The organism is Halalkalibaculum sp. DA3122 (assembly GCF_043951865.1).
Lineage (GTDB): Bacteria > Bacteroidota > Rhodothermia > Balneolales > Balneolaceae > JAMQKA01.
The window spans coordinates 382,762-397,536 of sequence record NZ_JBINJF010000001.1; the positions used below are offsets into that span (position 1 = coordinate 382,762).

A 14,775-nucleotide genomic window follows, 5' to 3' on the forward strand; every position below is an offset into this window, starting at 1 on the left:
TCAGTGAAAGGAAGAAGGGAGCTTTCACCCTCCCCTCTACAGGATTGAGATATTCTAATTGCCCGTACCGTATGACAACTCCACGTCGGAGTCAGCCGGTGAAACACGCACATAACCTGACATCTCCTGGTGCAGGGCGGAGCAGAAGTCGGTGCAGTAGAACGGCACTACACCCGCTTTTTTAGGTTCCCACTTGAGCGTAAGCGTTTCGCCCGGCATGATCAGCAGCTCGGCATTGTTGGCGCCCTTCACGGCAAAACCGTGCGGCACGTCCCATGCCTGCTCAAGGTTCGTTACATGGAAATAGACTTCATCCCCCACTTTTATACCCTCAATATTGTCGGGCATATAGTGGCTTCGGATCGCCGTCATATACACGTGAACCTCGTTACCGTTGCGCTCAACCCGCGCCTGCTTCTCGCTGGTCGTGGCGTGTGGGTGAGTTGTTTCTGAAAGATTGTAATACTGTTTCTGCCGCTCGATCACCTTTTCGGCTGCAATTCCCTGCGCGTAGTGCGGTTCGCCCTCGGTGGGGAAGTCAAGCAGCAGCTGCATTTTATCGCCGGAAATATCGATCAGCTGGGCAGAGTGAAACAGCTCGGGACCCGTGGGCAGGTAGCGATCCTTGGTGATCTTGTTAAGCGCCACCAGGTACTTTCCATCGGGATTTTGGCTGTCGCCGCCCGGAATCATCAGGTGACCCGGTGAATAGTACACATCGATTCGGTCTGTCACCTCCAGTGTTTCCACGTCCCACTTCACAATTTCAGAAGAGATAAAGGCCGTGGTATAGGCATTTCCCTCGCCGTCAAACTCAGTGTGCAGTGGACCCAAGCCCGGATCCTGGACTTCTCCGTGCAGGATGGAATCATAATCGAGAACCGGAATGCCCATCACTTCGCCGGCGAAATTCTCTTCGGCGATGGCCTGTTGAATCTTTTCAAAGGAGTGTACCGGAATCACAGTCGAGAGCTTACCCCCCGCTGCGATATACCGGCCGGTGGGATCCACATCCACCCCGTGGGGTGATTTGGGCGTGGGGAGGAAATACACGAGACCCTCCAGCTCCCGCGGGTCCAGTACGCGCACTTCTTCAATAACTTCACTCTTGGCGATACCGCCCTCTTCATGGTCGATGTAGTTGCGATAATGCTCGCCGGGTATCATCCGGCCCTCACCCTGGGCGGCATATTCGGCCGCTTTCTTCCAGTTAACAGCCGCGATAAAATCCTTGTCATTCTTTGAGGCGTTGATCTCCAGCAGCGTGTGGGCCTGCTCGCTGTTATAGCTCGTAAAGAAAGACCATCCGTCAGAGGGACCTTTTCCGGCATGTGAAAGGTCGTAGTTAAAGCCGGGCATCATGATCTGGAAATCGATATTCATCTCACCCTCTTCCGACACCTTGATAAAAGAGATGGTGCCCTTGAAGTTATCCTCGTAGGAATCGATAGGCACATCCATATTCTGCAGGTCCTCCTCGTCCATTGGTATGCTGAACCGGGTGGCCGCCGACACGTACTCCGTGTTGGGCGTCACAAAAGAGGAGGCGTGATTCCCCGCTGAGTTGGGGATCTCAATGATCTCCTGGGTTTTGAAATCATCCAGTCCAATTCGGGCAATTCGGGGCGTATTGTTTTCATTGATAAAGATCCAGCGGCCATCGGTCTCGCCGTTCGTTTGAGAAAGCTCCGGGTGGTGGGCGTCGCCCCAGGGCACAAACCCGTCGGTGGTCTGAAGCATCGCCTTGGTCTCTTCGCTGTAACCGTAACCATTCACCGGCGCCTGTGAGAACACCGGGATCGTAAAGATATGCCGGCCGGATGGTATTCCATATACACCCAGCTGGCCGTTATAGCCACCAGACATAAACCCGTAAAATTCGTCATGTTCACCGGGTGCTACATATACCTTTTGTGCTGCATCGGAACTCGATCCCAGATCGCCGTTCGAAGAACAGCCCATTGCCAGCAGTGAGAACATCACTACCGCAGCAAGCGACCAGAGCCCGATATGTGGAGTTGATTTTTTCATAGTACTATCTCGTTTTGTTGATTAGTATGGATTGTTAGTTGGTGTTTTCCATCTCGGATGCGAAATATTCGACAACGGCCCGGGCTTCCTCCCTGCTCAGTTGCTGATTCGGCATGGGCGTCAAGTATTCCCTGAACAACGCTTTCGGAATCGGGTGCTTTTCTACCATCTCATCGGGATTCAGGATCATATTCATCACGAAGGCCGGCGTCCGGGAATTGAGGATTCCGCCAAGCGGGGGCCCCACGTAGCGTTCATCCATTTTGTGGCAGGCCGAACACTTGACATCAAATATTTCGGCCCCTTTCTCGGCCAGTTCCGGGTCTACTTCCTGGATGGTTATCTCCTCCTTAACCGGGCCAATGCCGTTGGTCATCTCAAAATCGGTGAGTTCCGTATCGCTGTTACCGGAATCACTATTGCTATTTCCATTTGCCTCGGAGTTCTGTCCGCCGCAGCCCATTGCCACAAATGCAACTGCCAGGATTAAAAGACCAAAAGATGGTTTGAACGGGATCATGCTGTTGATTTTCATCGCTATTAAATTTTTAAGAGTATTTTGTCTTTATTATTAAGGATACAATGTTTATGCCAGAAATCGTTTATACCTGTATTTCCATCGTATTCTCTTTTTTTAGTTGATAAAACTGCTTTCTAAGGAGGTATCGCCGGGAACTGAAATCTTTTTATAATTTGAACAGGCAGCTCCATTCTGCGAATCTTGTTATAATGCAATAGGTGAAACAGCCATCTCTTGCATTTTTGCAACAGTCCGCATGCTTGAAGTTTTCTCGTGTCTATCAAAAACGGTTGCTAAGAATATTTCACCAGCCACACCTGGTTGTGCCGTATCTTCAACTGGCCGGCATAAATCTCGCGTCAGTCCCATACGGCACCTCCTTCAGGTGTTAAACGCAGATTCATTTTCTTGCCTTTATCAGCCAGATTTGTAAGCGTGGTTTCCTCCAGCATATTTTTTACCGCCCCGCGGGTCTCTGACCAGGAGTCATGCAGCGGACAGGGTTTTTGGACCCCGCAACCGGGCAGCCCGAGAGCGCATTCGGTAAGAAGCTCCGATCCATCAATGGCCACCACAATTTCCAGTAACGTTATCTCATCCCCCGGCTTTGCAAGCTTTATTCCCCCATTTGGGCCTTTATAGGACTCCATAAGCTCCGCTGCCGAAAGCTGTTGCAGGGTTTTGGTCAGGAAATGGAACGAGATATCCAGCTTTTCGCTCATCTCCCCGATTGATATATACTTCCCGTTGTCGTGGGAAGCCAAATAGAGGGCTGCTCTTAGCCCGTACACGCATGATTTGGATAGCAGCATAATTTCAACATATTTAAGAGTATTTTGTCTTAAATTAAATAGCTATCCTGCAATAGTCAATATATTTTTACGCTTTCTTTCTCATCCACAAAACGTGGCCAGGGACCCGCGGCTTCCGGAACTTAAATATGACGACACATTGGTACTACGCCGCTCGTGGAAGAAGATCATTTGTTCACCTCAATCACAGTAGGAAAGCCCGAGCTGGCTGGCCACCTGCTGCCAGTCTATGGCCGTAACGCTTCCATCATCATGAACGGGATAGAAGGCGCCCTGCGGAAAGTCCCCAAACGACTGCTGGGTCAGCCAGATGCCATCCGTATTACGGGTGATTTCGCCTTTAAAGGTGCCGATATAATCAAGCGATTGCCGTTCAAAGACCTGGAACTTGTTTTCTGGCGACTCATGCTGATCGGTCATAATCCAGTAGCCGCTGCCATCTTCGCAGGTGTACAGGGCGATGCCTTCCGGCTCGCTGGTAAAATATAGATCAGAGATCACTTCCCCGGTAAAGTTGCCCTCCAGGTCATACACTTTTACGCTGCGCTGGTCAAAGGCTTCATCGGCGATTAACAGGCGGTTGTGAACGGGATCCGCAAAAATGGACTCCACTTTGTGGAGAACGCCTTCACCCGTAATATCTCCAAACAGGTTCATGTGCTCCGCTTGCAGCGAATCACCGGTCAGGCTGAACCGGAAGTGGTGGACTCGCTCATCCAGCTCGCCCTGCGGGGGATATCCCTCGAGAGCGGGATTGTAGTTGTCGGTCACATACAGCTCGTATTGCTGCTGATCATTTTGGAAGACCGTCAGCCCGTACGGCAGGCGCAGGTCCTCATGCGTCATGGAACCCTGGGATTCAAACTCCGGCAGGCTGAACAGCTGTATCCGCCGGTTGTCACGCTCCACGACTAATACCAAATCGTCGATAACCGCAATGCCGTTGGGGCGCTCCAATTGACCCGCGCCGGCGCCACTGCCGCCAAACCGTTTGATGAGGGAGCCGTCGGTGGCATCGAACGCGATAATCGTATCACCCTCCTTGGCGGTGGCCAGCAGCCAATGCTGCCCGTCGGGTCCGTGCCAGACGGCAGGACTGTCCACATTGTCGCCTTCGTCGCGGTCAGTATGAAATGCCTCTTTTATTACAACGGTATTGGAGGATTCCTGACTCTTGCTGTCCGGCTGTTCGCAAGCCACCGCAATAAAAAGCGTGATTAGAAAAAGAGATCGACAAATATAAGTTGAAAAAAGATGCATACGATATGAGGGTATAAAACTTTATGAAAAATGAAATACCTGCACCCGATACATGCCTCATGCCTGGATGCAGGTATAAATTACATTCGTTACAGGCTTAATTTCACGCCAAGTTTACCCTGGAATGAGTAAAACTCCTGTTGCTCAGGCCGGGTGGGAATGCCGTTGTAATAACGAAGTGGCTCATTGGTCAAGTTGACGAGATCGGCAAACACCCGGACGCTGGGTGTTACCTGCTGGCTCAGCGACAGGTCGATCTGGGTGCGTTTATCGTAGTACCGATCGTCGCTACTGACTTCCCGGATTTCATCCACAAATTCACCGCTGTAGTTGAGCGACACTCTTCCGCTGAACCCGTACTTTTCGTACGAAAGCGCAATATTGGCCACATCAGCGGCCTGTCCGGGCAGCGAAACAGTCCGCGCGTTTCCGCCTTTGGTTGTCAGGCGGGCCTCCGACCAGGTGTAGGTGTAATTTGCATAAATTCCGAATCCGCTGGCAAAGCCTGGTAAAAAGGTGAGCTGACGCTGCAGGGCCAGCTCAAAGCCGATCAAGTCGGCATCGTCGCCGTTGATCGGCTGTTCTGCCTCGAAACCGTCATAGGGAGAGTTGGGTTGCTGCAGGTCAAACAACGCCGTGTAAATAAAGTTGTCGATCTTCTTATAAAACGCGCCGGCGGAGAGGATCCCGATGTTGCTGAAATAATACTCTCCCATCAGGTCCACATTCATGGACCGCGCCGGTTCCAGGTCCGGGTTACCGAGCTCAATCTCTTCGTCCGGCCGGGAAACGATCTGGTACGGAACCAGGTCAAAGTAGTTGGGCTTGGCATAGGTGTTGGTCCAGGCCAGGCGCAGGTTGGCTTTATCCTGCAGGTCATACTTCAGATGCACCATGGGAAGAATAAAATCAGAACTATTTTGTTCGCTTACCGATGGAATTGGCTGAACCAACTCTTCATTTTGATCGTACTCAATAATATTCCCTTCGTATTCCGTGGCCAGGTGCTCGTATCTTGCCCCGAGAAGAGCATTAAATCTCCCGAAATCCATGTCGGTCATTACATATCCGGCGTAGGTATCTTCCGTGGCATTGTAATCTTCAGCGTTGGATGATTCAATGGTGTCCTCCTGATCGAGCTCAAAATCCGACCGGTTATTATCGAAAAGCGCATTCATCCTGTTGCCGGTGGTGAATAAGCCGATGCCGCCGGCATAATTACCAGCCAGGTAGTCACTGTCTTCGAAATTCCCGAGGATCTCCTGGTAGGTGGTGTTCCCGTTATAATCGCCATAAATATTCTCGGTAAGTACCCGATCTTTGCTTTTGAACCTACCCAGCCCACCGAGTTTTACGGATCCTGAAATCCCCGGGGAAAGCGTGAACTCCCGTGCTACATTCAACCGGGTGGTAATATGCTGGTCGGTGGTTAGCTCGGAGGCGTCGCCGAATTCATCGAACTCAAAAGACCCGTAGTTATACACGCCGGCGGCTGACGGGGCCTGCGCGGTAGTGGAAAACTGCGGGTAGTCAGGATCGGTGCCGTCAAAACGGATAAACTCGATATCATCTCCGCTTTGATCCTCAAACGCCTGGGCAAAAATAATTTCGCGGTCGCTTGGGGTATCCTGGTCGGAGTAGGAGTAGGAGAGCCCGTAGTCTAGCACCAGGTCGCTGCCCAGTAGATGCTCACCACCCGTCGATACACTGAAAATCTGCTGTTGTTCCAGCCGGTCTTTAAATTCTCTATAGACCTCATCGGCCGCCATGCCCAGCAAACGCCGGTATTCCTGGTCGGCGAAATAGTTGTAACTGGTATTCAGGAAGAGTTTGGAATCCCTGTTAAAACGATAATCGAAATTGGCCGTGGTTCCGAAACGCTCGCGCGTGAGTTCGTAATCGCGCAGTTCCATCTCCTCGATCGCGCCTTCATCATATGCCATCTCATTGTTATCTGAACCGAGCGAAAACTTGTTGTAATTGGCGCCGATCATGTAACCAAACTGGTTATCGTCGCCCACGCGCTGGCCATAATTTATTGATCCCCTCCCTCCGAACGGGGTGAGATCACTCACATTATTGTGGTATCCGCCGTTGGCCGTGATGTTCAGCAGCCTGTTTGCGGAGATCGCCGACTTGGTTTCCAGGTTGACCGAACCGCCTATGGCATCGCCGTCCATATCCGGTGTAATGGCTTTGGTTACCTCGATGCTCCCAAGTACGTCAGAGGGGATCATATCGAGTGCGATGGAGCGGCCGTCACCCTCGGGGGCGGCTATCTGTTCGCCGTTGATGCTGATATTACTCAAACTGGGGCTGGTGCCGCGGATCTGCACGTACCGCGCTTCGCCCTGGTCACTCTGGATGTTGATGCCGGGAATGCGCTTTAGCGATTCCCCCACATTTGGATCCGGAAACGTGGATATCAGCTCGGCATCGATGATATTTTTAATATTCATCGCCTCTTTCTGCCGGCTCAGCGCCCTGGATTGCCCTTCCCTTACGCCGTTGACCATAATACCGTCCAGCTCCACAAAGTTGTCGGTCAGGGCGATCTCCAGGTCGGTCATTTCACCAGCTTTGACTTCGACGTCTATCTGCTGTGTTTCGTATCCCAGATAACTGGCAACAATAGTGTATGAACCCGGGTTAAGGCCGCGAAAAACGAATCGGCCATCCCGGTCGGTACTCGTCCCTTTAGAAGTGCCCTCCAGTTTTATATTGGCACCCGGCAGGGCCTCACCTCTTCTCTCGTCCAACACTTCTCCTCGTATTTCTCCATCCTGGGCATACCCTGAAAAAGATATTCCCAAAACTAAAAGGGCACTAAAAATTATTAATTGTAGTAATCTGTACATTTTATCCTTCCTTTTTCAAAATTAAATTGAAAGGAGGATACAAATCACTTGTGCCCTTAGTATTTACAGAATGTTATGGGTGTGTAATAGTTCAATGAACTCAGTGTTAAGAAAGGGTGCAGCTCTAAACAGATCTTTGAGGAGACAGGGTAAATGGTGGTATTCGGATGATCGATTCAATCCACTGATTCTTAAACTTCACAGATAATAAACCAGCACCTGCGAAGGGACTAACTCGATTTAGAGGAATCTATTTAACGTCAGCTCGGTTCAATAATTTGGCAGAGCCAGCATTTTCTTGTCAATAAAACCGTGTTGCAGTAATAAAATAAATGTTATTGGACATTCTTATCCCGAGTTGACGTTTTTATATCTGCAGGTTCAGATTAAAAGGAGATGGCTAGTCTGCTAATTGGCTGACCTTTTGAGGAGTCATTGAGTAATTTATTTTTGGACGAATTCCATTAATTCCTGATAGGATAAAGCTCCAGCATATCGTTTTATCTCCTCATTGTTTCTAATTAGTAGCAATGTTGGTAATCCTTTAACATTGTATTTCTCCACCACTCTTTTATGCTTTACAGTATCTATTTTAACAACAGTACAGTCCACATTTTCAGATTCTGCCAATCTTTTCAAGGGCTTATTCATCATAATACAGGGCCCGCACCATTCTGCCCAAAAGTCGACAAGTACCAACTCCTGTCTTTGCAGAATTTGCTCCAATTCGCCTGCATCAACCTCATTTACGGCGCTTTCCTGCACCTGGTTTCGGGAATGGGCTTTTCCACGGGTGATTTTTCGCTTCACCGAAGCCAGCGGCCAGCGAATGATGGCAAATACATTGCTGATCATCAGTATGAGAAACAGGAAAAGATGTCCGGCAACTCTCAATGGAAGCAGATAGTTCCTGGATTTATTATCGGTTAACCAATCTTCAAGTTGATTTAGCTGGGTTAGCATGAATGTTGAATTAATTTGAGTGCGTATCACGACCTTGCGCATAACCGGCCTTCTCTACTGCTGAATGGCAACTAATGAAAGATGAGTTTTATAACCAGGAGCGGCAGGGAATTGGAGAGATATATCCTCTTTATATGGAGTTAGCTGGCCGGTTAATAATGAACCTGAATTTCATCTTCGTCAATTTCTATGACTGTATTTTCTTCGAATAGAGACCGCAATGTTTCAATATTTTGCTGGAATAGACGAATTAAGTCATTATTGTTAATATTTTCGGTCGAGACAACCAACAGTTCTTGTGAATGACCTTCCAAAATATAGTTATCCAAAAAATCACTGTCTTTTGAAATCACAATTCTATTCTCTCGGTCGGCAACTTCAATTATCTCTTGGTCTGAAGTAGCATTTTTTGTGGTAATTCAAGAGTATGCTTGCTGTCAATATCTTTAGTGGATAAAAACCGGGCTAACCGTCGTGGTAGCTGAGCATCTACTAAAACTTTCAATGAACTATTTTTTGCGACTTTTTAGTTTGGGTAAGTCGAGCAGCATATTCCAGGCATGCCAACAGATCTTCTTTTTCTAAATCGGGATAATCTTCAAGTATTTCTTCACTACTCATGCCTGATGCCATCAGATCCAACATCGAATCGACTGGATAACGCAGTCCACGAATTGTCGGTTTACCATGGCAAATATCCGGTTTTTTGGTAATTCTGTTTAAGAGTTTTTGACTCATAACTATAACCTGTTTCTTCTGATAATACACAATCAAATAACGATTGACAACCTCAAGTAATTTGGTGCCTTTTTGTGAGAACAGCTAATCTCTAAAATATACAAACAAGGATAGCGTATAAAAATTGACCTGCGAATAATATGAGAGGCATCCCTGATCATATAAATCACGGTTCATATTCTGTGTGTCAATTTAGAACTGTGACCCACTTAATAGCTGCGATGAACTGTGCATTTCCACTGTGCAAAATCGGTTCCTGCCCATCACAAGTCTTCGACTACACAAAAGGAATGGATAAAACGCCGGCTACTGCAGTACAAACCGGAAGGTAATGGTTCCCCACTGGTTCTGCTGCGGCACGCCTGCGGGCAGCCGCGAGAAGCGCCAGCTGCGGAGGGTGCGGATCACTTCGCGCTCGAGCTCGGCGTTCATTTTTTTCAGGGGGATAATGCGCCCGATCGTTCCATCCGGTCTTACCTCAAAACGTATGGTGATCGTGGCTTCCGAATCCGCCACATTGTCCGGCAGCGGCTGTACCATGGGCGCCCTGTTGATATTGCCTTCAAAACTCAGGTTGTAGGGAGACGATTTTTCCGTATCGGTGCCGGTTCCCTGGTCGGCATCCATCTGTCCCTCGGCTCCCTCCTGGTCGCCGCTGGTTTCCGCCCCTTCCTCAACGGTTTCTGCCTGTTCCGTTTTGGGTGGGACCGTAACCTCCTCCTGCTGTTCCTGGGCCGTTTCCTCCTGCGGTTCAACCTTGTCGGTATCCGGAGTCTCCAGTTCCTCTTCCTGGATCTCCTGTTCCTGGTCGGGGGCATCTACCGGCTTGGTGGTCTCTTCAGTGGTGGCCTCCTGCTGTTCCTCGGGCTGGGTTTGTTCCGGCTGCGGCTCTTCAGGCTCCGTTTCGGAAGGATCCGGGCGCGTGGCGACCTGTTCGGCCTGTTCCTCGGCATACTCAGCCTGTGTTCCGGTGCGAAACTCTCCAAATTCAACCTCGATAAACGAGGGACGCAGATTTTGATTAATGCTGAATGTATAAAGCAAAAAGAAGATCAGAAGCACAAGATGCAGCCCTCCCGTTACCGTCAGGGCAAATCGATCCTCTTCTTTTATCTTTTCCAATATCATGCTAGTCTAACTGGACCCTCGTTCCGTTGCCATGATTATACGCAGGTCTAGTGCTTTGGCAATATTCATCACCCGCACCGCATTATCGATAATAGCGTCCTTGTCAGCCCGTAAAACGAGAGTGCCCTGCGGTTTGTTATTCCGGGCTTCCCGAATGGCGGAGGCCAGCATTCCGGTACTGGCCGGTTCACCGTCAACAAAGAATTTGCCATCCTGGGTAACAGTCACTGTTATGTACTGGGTCTGGGTTTCAGCGCCCGTCTCCGCTTTTGGAATTTCCACCTTGATGCCGTAGTTGGTCACAAACGACGATGTAAGCAGAAAAAAGATAAGCAGGAGCAGTACAATATCGGTCAGTGACGACTGTGAAAACAGTGTAAGCGGCTCCAGGCGGTCATCATCTTTTCTAAAATCCATTGTTACATCACTCCTTTATGTTCTTTTTCGGCATCTTTCTTCCGGGATGGAGTCTGCAGCATCTCAATAAAGTCAGAAGATGCATTCTCGAGCTCGTGCACCATCCGGTTAATCTTGCCCAATAAAAAGTTGTAAAATCCATAGGCAAAAATACCCACAATAAGACCGGTGGCCGTGGTAATCAGGGCCTCCCAGATTCCACCGGCCAGCACGCTGGGATTTACATTTCCCTGCAGCGCCTGAATATCCATAAATGCCTCAATCATACCGGTTACCGTACCCGTAAAGCCAACCAGGGGCGCCACACCGGCGATAGTGGCCAGCCAGTTCATCCGTTTCTCCAGGTGAAAGATCTCTTTTTTGCCGGCATTATGGATCACATCCTCAATATCACGTATGGGGCGACCCAGGCGACGTATTCCCGCTTTCAAAATACGCGCAAGCGGTTTGTCGATACCGTCGCAGTAGGTCAATGCCCGCTGGCGGTCGCCATCCTTGAGCATGCTTTCAATAGTGCGGAGGAACTTGTCGATCTCCATGCGGGAGTTGTTGAGCGACCGCCACCGTTCAGCGATGACATATACCGCCAGCACTGAAAGTATGAACAGCGGAATCATCAGAATTCCGCCTTCGACGAGCAGGTCAAAAATTGACATCGATTGTTGCTGCAGTGCCACGCCGGCTGTATCCTGGGCGGCACCTGTGGTATCAACTTGTTGGATCAGAAAAAATAAGATAGCGTACATATACAAAAAGGTTTTCGTTTGTTACCTAATACGTTTAATAAAAAAGTTGTTGCTTAGTGAACCGGGCAGCTTTTGAGCAGTTTCCTGCGCATCAGCGATCGTCTTGAACTGGCCCAGCCCAATTCGCCAGTATTTTTCGCCATTTACGATGGCGGATACCAGTATGGTCCGGTATCCCTCCTGACGCATATTGTGATATATTTCTCGCGCATTTTTCTGGTTTTGCATTGAGTGGACGACAATGGTGTACCCATCATTCGCTTTTTTATTCAGCTTGCCCGTCAGACCATAAACGGAACTGGCCGCCGAATCGTCTCCATCATCACTTGCTACTTCATTCGCCGTTTCAGGTTCCGAATGTTCCGACTTTTGCCCGGCTTCGGGGCTGTCTTGCGGTGGTTCTTGCCGACTCGCCGTTTCGGAACCGGCATCCGGTTCCCGGTCGTTGCCTTCTCCGGCAGACCCATTTTCCGTTTCCGGTTCCACCGAACCATTCTGCTGGGTCACCGCTGCCACCCCCGAATCATTGCTCATATTCCGGGAAGAGTCTGGCTCAGATGTCCCTGCCATATTATACACCAGCCAAACTGCTATGGCAACAAAAATGACGGAGGCGGCGGCAATCATTACAAATGATGCGGTCTCGTCGCTCTTTTTTTGCTCTCCCGCTCCGTTGGCTGTCACCTTTTTTGTCGACTCCGGTTTCTCTTCGGGTACAGGAACAGGCTTCTTCACTTCCCGGGGTTCCTCCCGCTCATCCAGCATCGGCTCTTTCCCGGACTCCTTTGGCTTTTGCTGGCCGGGATCGCCTGTTGTTTCATCAGCCGCCGGCTCCTCTTCCCCCTGTATTTCGGCATCGGGTTCAGAATCGCTCTCCTCTTCCGCCGTGGATTCGGGAGACTGTTCTTCATCCTCCCAGCCCCAGATGTCTTCATCCTCGGGCCAGACCTCGCTTTCCTGGTACTCTTCGGCCGTCTTCCGGTCGTCAACCTCATCCTCCTCTTTCTCTGCGGATGGGGTGGCGGGACCGGTCATCTCTTCAGGCTCTTCGTAGGCCCCGATCAGCTCGATCGGCTTCATGCCCGCATATTTGTTGTTGATCTCCGTCCGGAGTTCCTCCGACGGTTCAAATGTCAGCTCCCCCTCCTTTGTAAGGAACCGACCGAATTTTTCTATTTCAAATCCTTCCTCCTGTTCTGCGACCTTGTGAATCCGGCTGATCAGTTCAACAAGCTGCTCTTCGGCCTGGTCGGTCGACATTCCTGTTTTTTGTGCCAGTAGCTCAACCAGTTGTTCTCTGTTTATTTTCATACCCCTAATCTAACCTTTGTCCGGAATAAACGTGATCACATCCCTGGGTGGTACCATAACCACCTGCCCATTTGCGTGCTGCTGCTGTCTCTGTTTTAAATGTATCTGTTTAAATGTGCCCAGCCCCCTGATCTGTATCTCATTTTTCCTGGCTACCTGATCGCGAACAATATCGGCAAAAGCGTCGAGAAATTCTTTCTTCATCTTAGTCCAGCTTTATGGTTACCCCTCCATAGGCCTGAAAAGGACGCTCTTCGTATCCATCCCAAATTTCGTATTCCTGGCTCAGCAGGTTCTTCATTTTGGCATACACCCCGATACGGTCGGTAATCTGAATGTCGACCTGTCCACCGAGCATGAAAAATCCTCCCAGTGTGGTGCCGGAAAGAGCCGTTCTTTCACTGACATAATCAGCCCACGCCTCAATCCTTAATTTTTCAAAAAACTTGGCCGATGCTCCCGAATTGACTCCCCAGGATTCCTCGAACGGGATATCATTGCCGTTACTCAGTTTTGGCTGCTGGACATATACCCTGGCATCGATCCAGAACTTTTCAGGCACCAGCTGGTGGGTCGCTCCAACTTCGCCCGTGACCTTGTTGGCATCCATATAATTGATGCGATAGTACCCGCTTTGGTTACTGCTGGGAAGCGCGCTCCGTCCAAAATAGGCGTAATGCTGAGCCTGCATGTATCCCACCCGGGCATACATGGAACTGCCGGGCAGGTACTCCAGGTTAATGCTGCCGCCCGCCTCCGTCCTGTATGTGTGACGCAGTGGAGTCTGATGATTCAGAAACCGGTTCAGGTTGTGCAGATTCTCAATCGTTTGAACTTTGGGACTCCCGGAAAGCTGGCCGGAAATCGTCAGATTATCCCCGATCCAGTGCTTGATACTCAGCGAGAAGCCGGGATAGACTTTATCCTCGAAAGGGTTTGAGGTATAAACGGCACCGGCACCGGCATCTACCTGTGTGCTGTAGTCCAACAGGCGGCTATACTGGCCTCCCGCCTGCAGCGTCAGCCAGTTGTTGTTGCCCTGGGATCTGAGATTATAACTGCCTCCCCTGCCCGAGGCATACAGCCCGTATGTTTCCTGGAGACGGCTGCCCGCCCATTCTTTCTCAAAATCTCCGGAGAAGACCGTCTCTGCAGCACTACCTCCGATATCACCCGCTTCCATCGTCATATCGAACCAGCGGACTCCAATGTCGGCATTCCAGCCCTCGATGGAGTTTTTATATTGGTCCAGCGCCGCTCCCGCATTGACCCCGGTGTATTTTTTCCTGGGACCCGGGGGGACATCCACCAACAGGGTATTCAGATTATCCAGCTGGAAAAGCCGGTTAAAGCTGCTTTCGGCGCCTCCCAACAGCTTGAGAGAGGTGTTGCTGTTAATTTTCGTGGCGTATTCAGCGTCAGCATCAAAAAAGCGGAAACTGCTGTTTTCCGTATCCAGGTGACCGTCCGAGGAGTGGTAATCCAATCGCCCGCTGGCGTAACTCGTTTGCGAGAACCGGTTGAATCCCCAGAACTCCAGCTCCGGACTTACAAAGCTTCCTGCTCCCGCCCTGCCGAATGCACGAATTTCCTCCTCGTAGTGCAACGGATCGTAGGCGGGAGGGGCGGGGCGGCTCAGGTCGGTAATCGGCAGGTTGGCCACGACCTCTTCATCCGTTTCCATAAACGGCTGCCGGTTCGGATCCACCTGGTACACGCTGGGTTCCGGATTGAATCCCAGGATGGGCTGGCGTCGCAATCCCGGGAACCGCGCCGTAAACTCACTCCGAATTTCAATATCCTGGGGATCGATTTCCGGGAGAAGATTGCTTTGGGCATCCCCCTGCTGAGCGTAAAGATCAGACACACTCAGCAAGGCGGTGCATGAAAACAGGAACAAAAATGATAAACCCAGCCGCTTCATATTGCCTTTATGGTTTGGTTCAGTTTGCATCAAAGGTACTAATTTTTCTTCAAGGATTAAGGCACAG

Annotated in this window: 14 protein-coding genes; all 14 read right to left on the minus strand. The window is 50.1% G+C overall.

Annotation, left to right across the window (positions count from 1 at the left end; genetic code table 11):
• Positions 1-54: 54 nt before the first annotated feature.
• Positions 55-1,980: a Sec-dependent nitrous-oxide reductase gene (gene nosZ / locus ACG2F4_RS01600; protein ID WP_395257699.1), complete on the minus strand. Its 1,926-nt coding sequence runs from the start codon at positions 1,978-1,980 to the stop codon at positions 55-57.
• Positions 1,981-2,065: 85 nt separating this feature from the next.
• The gene (locus tag ACG2F4_RS01605; protein ID WP_395257613.1) at positions 2,066-2,566 is read right to left on the minus strand and encodes a c-type cytochrome; all 501 of its coding nucleotides are present in this window, start codon (positions 2,564-2,566) and stop codon (positions 2,066-2,068) included.
• Between the two features lie 344 nt (positions 2,567-2,910).
• Positions 2,911-3,363 (minus strand): RrF2 family transcriptional regulator, encoded by a 453-nt coding sequence (locus ACG2F4_RS01610; RefSeq protein ID WP_395257615.1) that lies wholly within the window; start codon positions 3,361-3,363, stop codon positions 2,911-2,913.
• 180 nt (positions 3,364-3,543) lie between these two features.
• Positions 3,544-4,563 carry a phytase gene (locus ACG2F4_RS01615; protein WP_395257617.1) on the minus strand — a complete coding sequence of 340 codons (1,020 nt, stop codon included), beginning with the start codon at positions 4,561-4,563 and terminating at the stop codon, positions 3,544-3,546.
• A 149-nt stretch (positions 4,564-4,712) separates the two neighbouring features.
• Positions 4,713-7,481: a TonB-dependent receptor gene (locus ACG2F4_RS01620; RefSeq protein ID WP_395257619.1), complete on the minus strand. Its 2,769-nt coding sequence runs from the start codon at positions 7,479-7,481 to the stop codon at positions 4,713-4,715.
• A gap of 444 nt (positions 7,482-7,925) precedes the next feature.
• Entirely contained in the window at positions 7,926-8,486 is a 561-nt protein-coding gene (locus ACG2F4_RS01625) for a thioredoxin family protein (RefSeq protein ID WP_395257621.1), read from the minus strand.
• Between the two features lie 110 nt (positions 8,487-8,596).
• The gene (locus ACG2F4_RS01630; RefSeq protein WP_395257623.1) at positions 8,597-8,797 is read right to left on the minus strand and encodes a DUF5615 family PIN-like protein; all 201 of its coding nucleotides are present in this window, start codon (positions 8,795-8,797) and stop codon (positions 8,597-8,599) included.
• A 148-nt stretch (positions 8,798-8,945) separates the two neighbouring features.
• Entirely contained in the window at positions 8,946-9,182 is a 237-nt protein-coding gene (locus tag ACG2F4_RS01635) for a DUF433 domain-containing protein (protein WP_395257625.1), read from the minus strand.
• Positions 9,183-9,488: 306 nt separating this feature from the next.
• A complete protein-coding gene (locus ACG2F4_RS01640) occupies positions 9,489-10,304 on the minus strand; it encodes an energy transducer TonB (protein WP_395257627.1) in 816 nt (271 codons plus the stop codon).
• A 12-nt stretch (positions 10,305-10,316) separates the two neighbouring features.
• Positions 10,317-10,727, minus strand: coding sequence for an ExbD/TolR family protein (locus ACG2F4_RS01645; protein ID WP_395257629.1), 411 nt, complete (start codon positions 10,725-10,727; stop codon positions 10,317-10,319).
• A gap of 2 nt (positions 10,728-10,729) precedes the next feature.
• Positions 10,730-11,473: a MotA/TolQ/ExbB proton channel family protein gene (locus ACG2F4_RS01650; protein ID WP_395257631.1), complete on the minus strand. Its 744-nt coding sequence runs from the start codon at positions 11,471-11,473 to the stop codon at positions 10,730-10,732.
• Positions 11,474-11,494: 21 nt separating this feature from the next.
• Complete coding sequence (locus ACG2F4_RS01655; RefSeq protein WP_395257633.1) at positions 11,495-12,784, minus strand: SPOR domain-containing protein; 1,290 nt, start codon at positions 12,782-12,784, stop codon at positions 11,495-11,497.
• Positions 12,785-12,793: 9 nt separating this feature from the next.
• Positions 12,794-12,988 (minus strand): HU family DNA-binding protein, encoded by a 195-nt coding sequence (locus ACG2F4_RS01660; RefSeq protein ID WP_395257635.1) that lies wholly within the window; start codon positions 12,986-12,988, stop codon positions 12,794-12,796.
• Position 12,989: 1 nt separating this feature from the next.
• Complete coding sequence (locus ACG2F4_RS01665; RefSeq protein ID WP_395257637.1) at positions 12,990-14,738, minus strand: hypothetical protein; 1,749 nt, start codon at positions 14,736-14,738, stop codon at positions 12,990-12,992.
• Positions 14,739-14,775 lie beyond the last annotated feature (37 nt).

What these genes read in the sequence shown, in the direction of transcription:
- nosZ (WP_395257699.1), bottom strand. Translation starts at nt 1,980, where the DNA reads ATGTTCTCACTGCTGGCAATGGGCTGTTCTTCGAACGGCGATCTGGGA.
- ACG2F4_RS01605 (WP_395257613.1), bottom strand. Translation starts at nt 2,566, where the DNA reads ATGAAAATCAACAGCATGATCCCGTTCAAACCATCTTTTGGTCTTTTA.
- ACG2F4_RS01610 (WP_395257615.1), bottom strand. Translation starts at nt 3,363, where the DNA reads ATGCTGCTATCCAAATCATGCGTGTACGGGCTAAGAGCAGCCCTCTAT.
- ACG2F4_RS01620 (WP_395257619.1), bottom strand. Translation starts at nt 7,481, where the DNA reads ATGTACAGATTACTACAATTAATAATTTTTAGTGCCCTTTTAGTTTTG.
- ACG2F4_RS01625 (WP_395257621.1), bottom strand. Translation starts at nt 8,486, where the DNA reads ATGCGCAAGGTCGTGATACGCACTCAAATTAATTCAACATTCATGCTA.
- ACG2F4_RS01635 (WP_395257625.1), bottom strand. Translation starts at nt 9,182, where the DNA reads ATGAGTCAAAAACTCTTAAACAGAATTACCAAAAAACCGGATATTTGC.
- ACG2F4_RS01645 (WP_395257629.1), bottom strand. Translation starts at nt 10,727, where the DNA reads ATGGATTTTAGAAAAGATGATGACCGCCTGGAGCCGCTTACACTGTTT.
- ACG2F4_RS01650 (WP_395257631.1), bottom strand. Translation starts at nt 11,473, where the DNA reads ATGTACGCTATCTTATTTTTTCTGATCCAACAAGTTGATACCACAGGT.
- ACG2F4_RS01655 (WP_395257633.1), bottom strand. Translation starts at nt 12,784, where the DNA reads ATGAAAATAAACAGAGAACAACTGGTTGAGCTACTGGCACAAAAAACA.
- ACG2F4_RS01660 (WP_395257635.1), bottom strand. Translation starts at nt 12,988, where the DNA reads ATGAAGAAAGAATTTCTCGACGCTTTTGCCGATATTGTTCGCGATCAG.
- ACG2F4_RS01665 (WP_395257637.1), bottom strand. Translation starts at nt 14,738, where the DNA reads ATGCAAACTGAACCAAACCATAAAGGCAATATGAAGCGGCTGGGTTTA.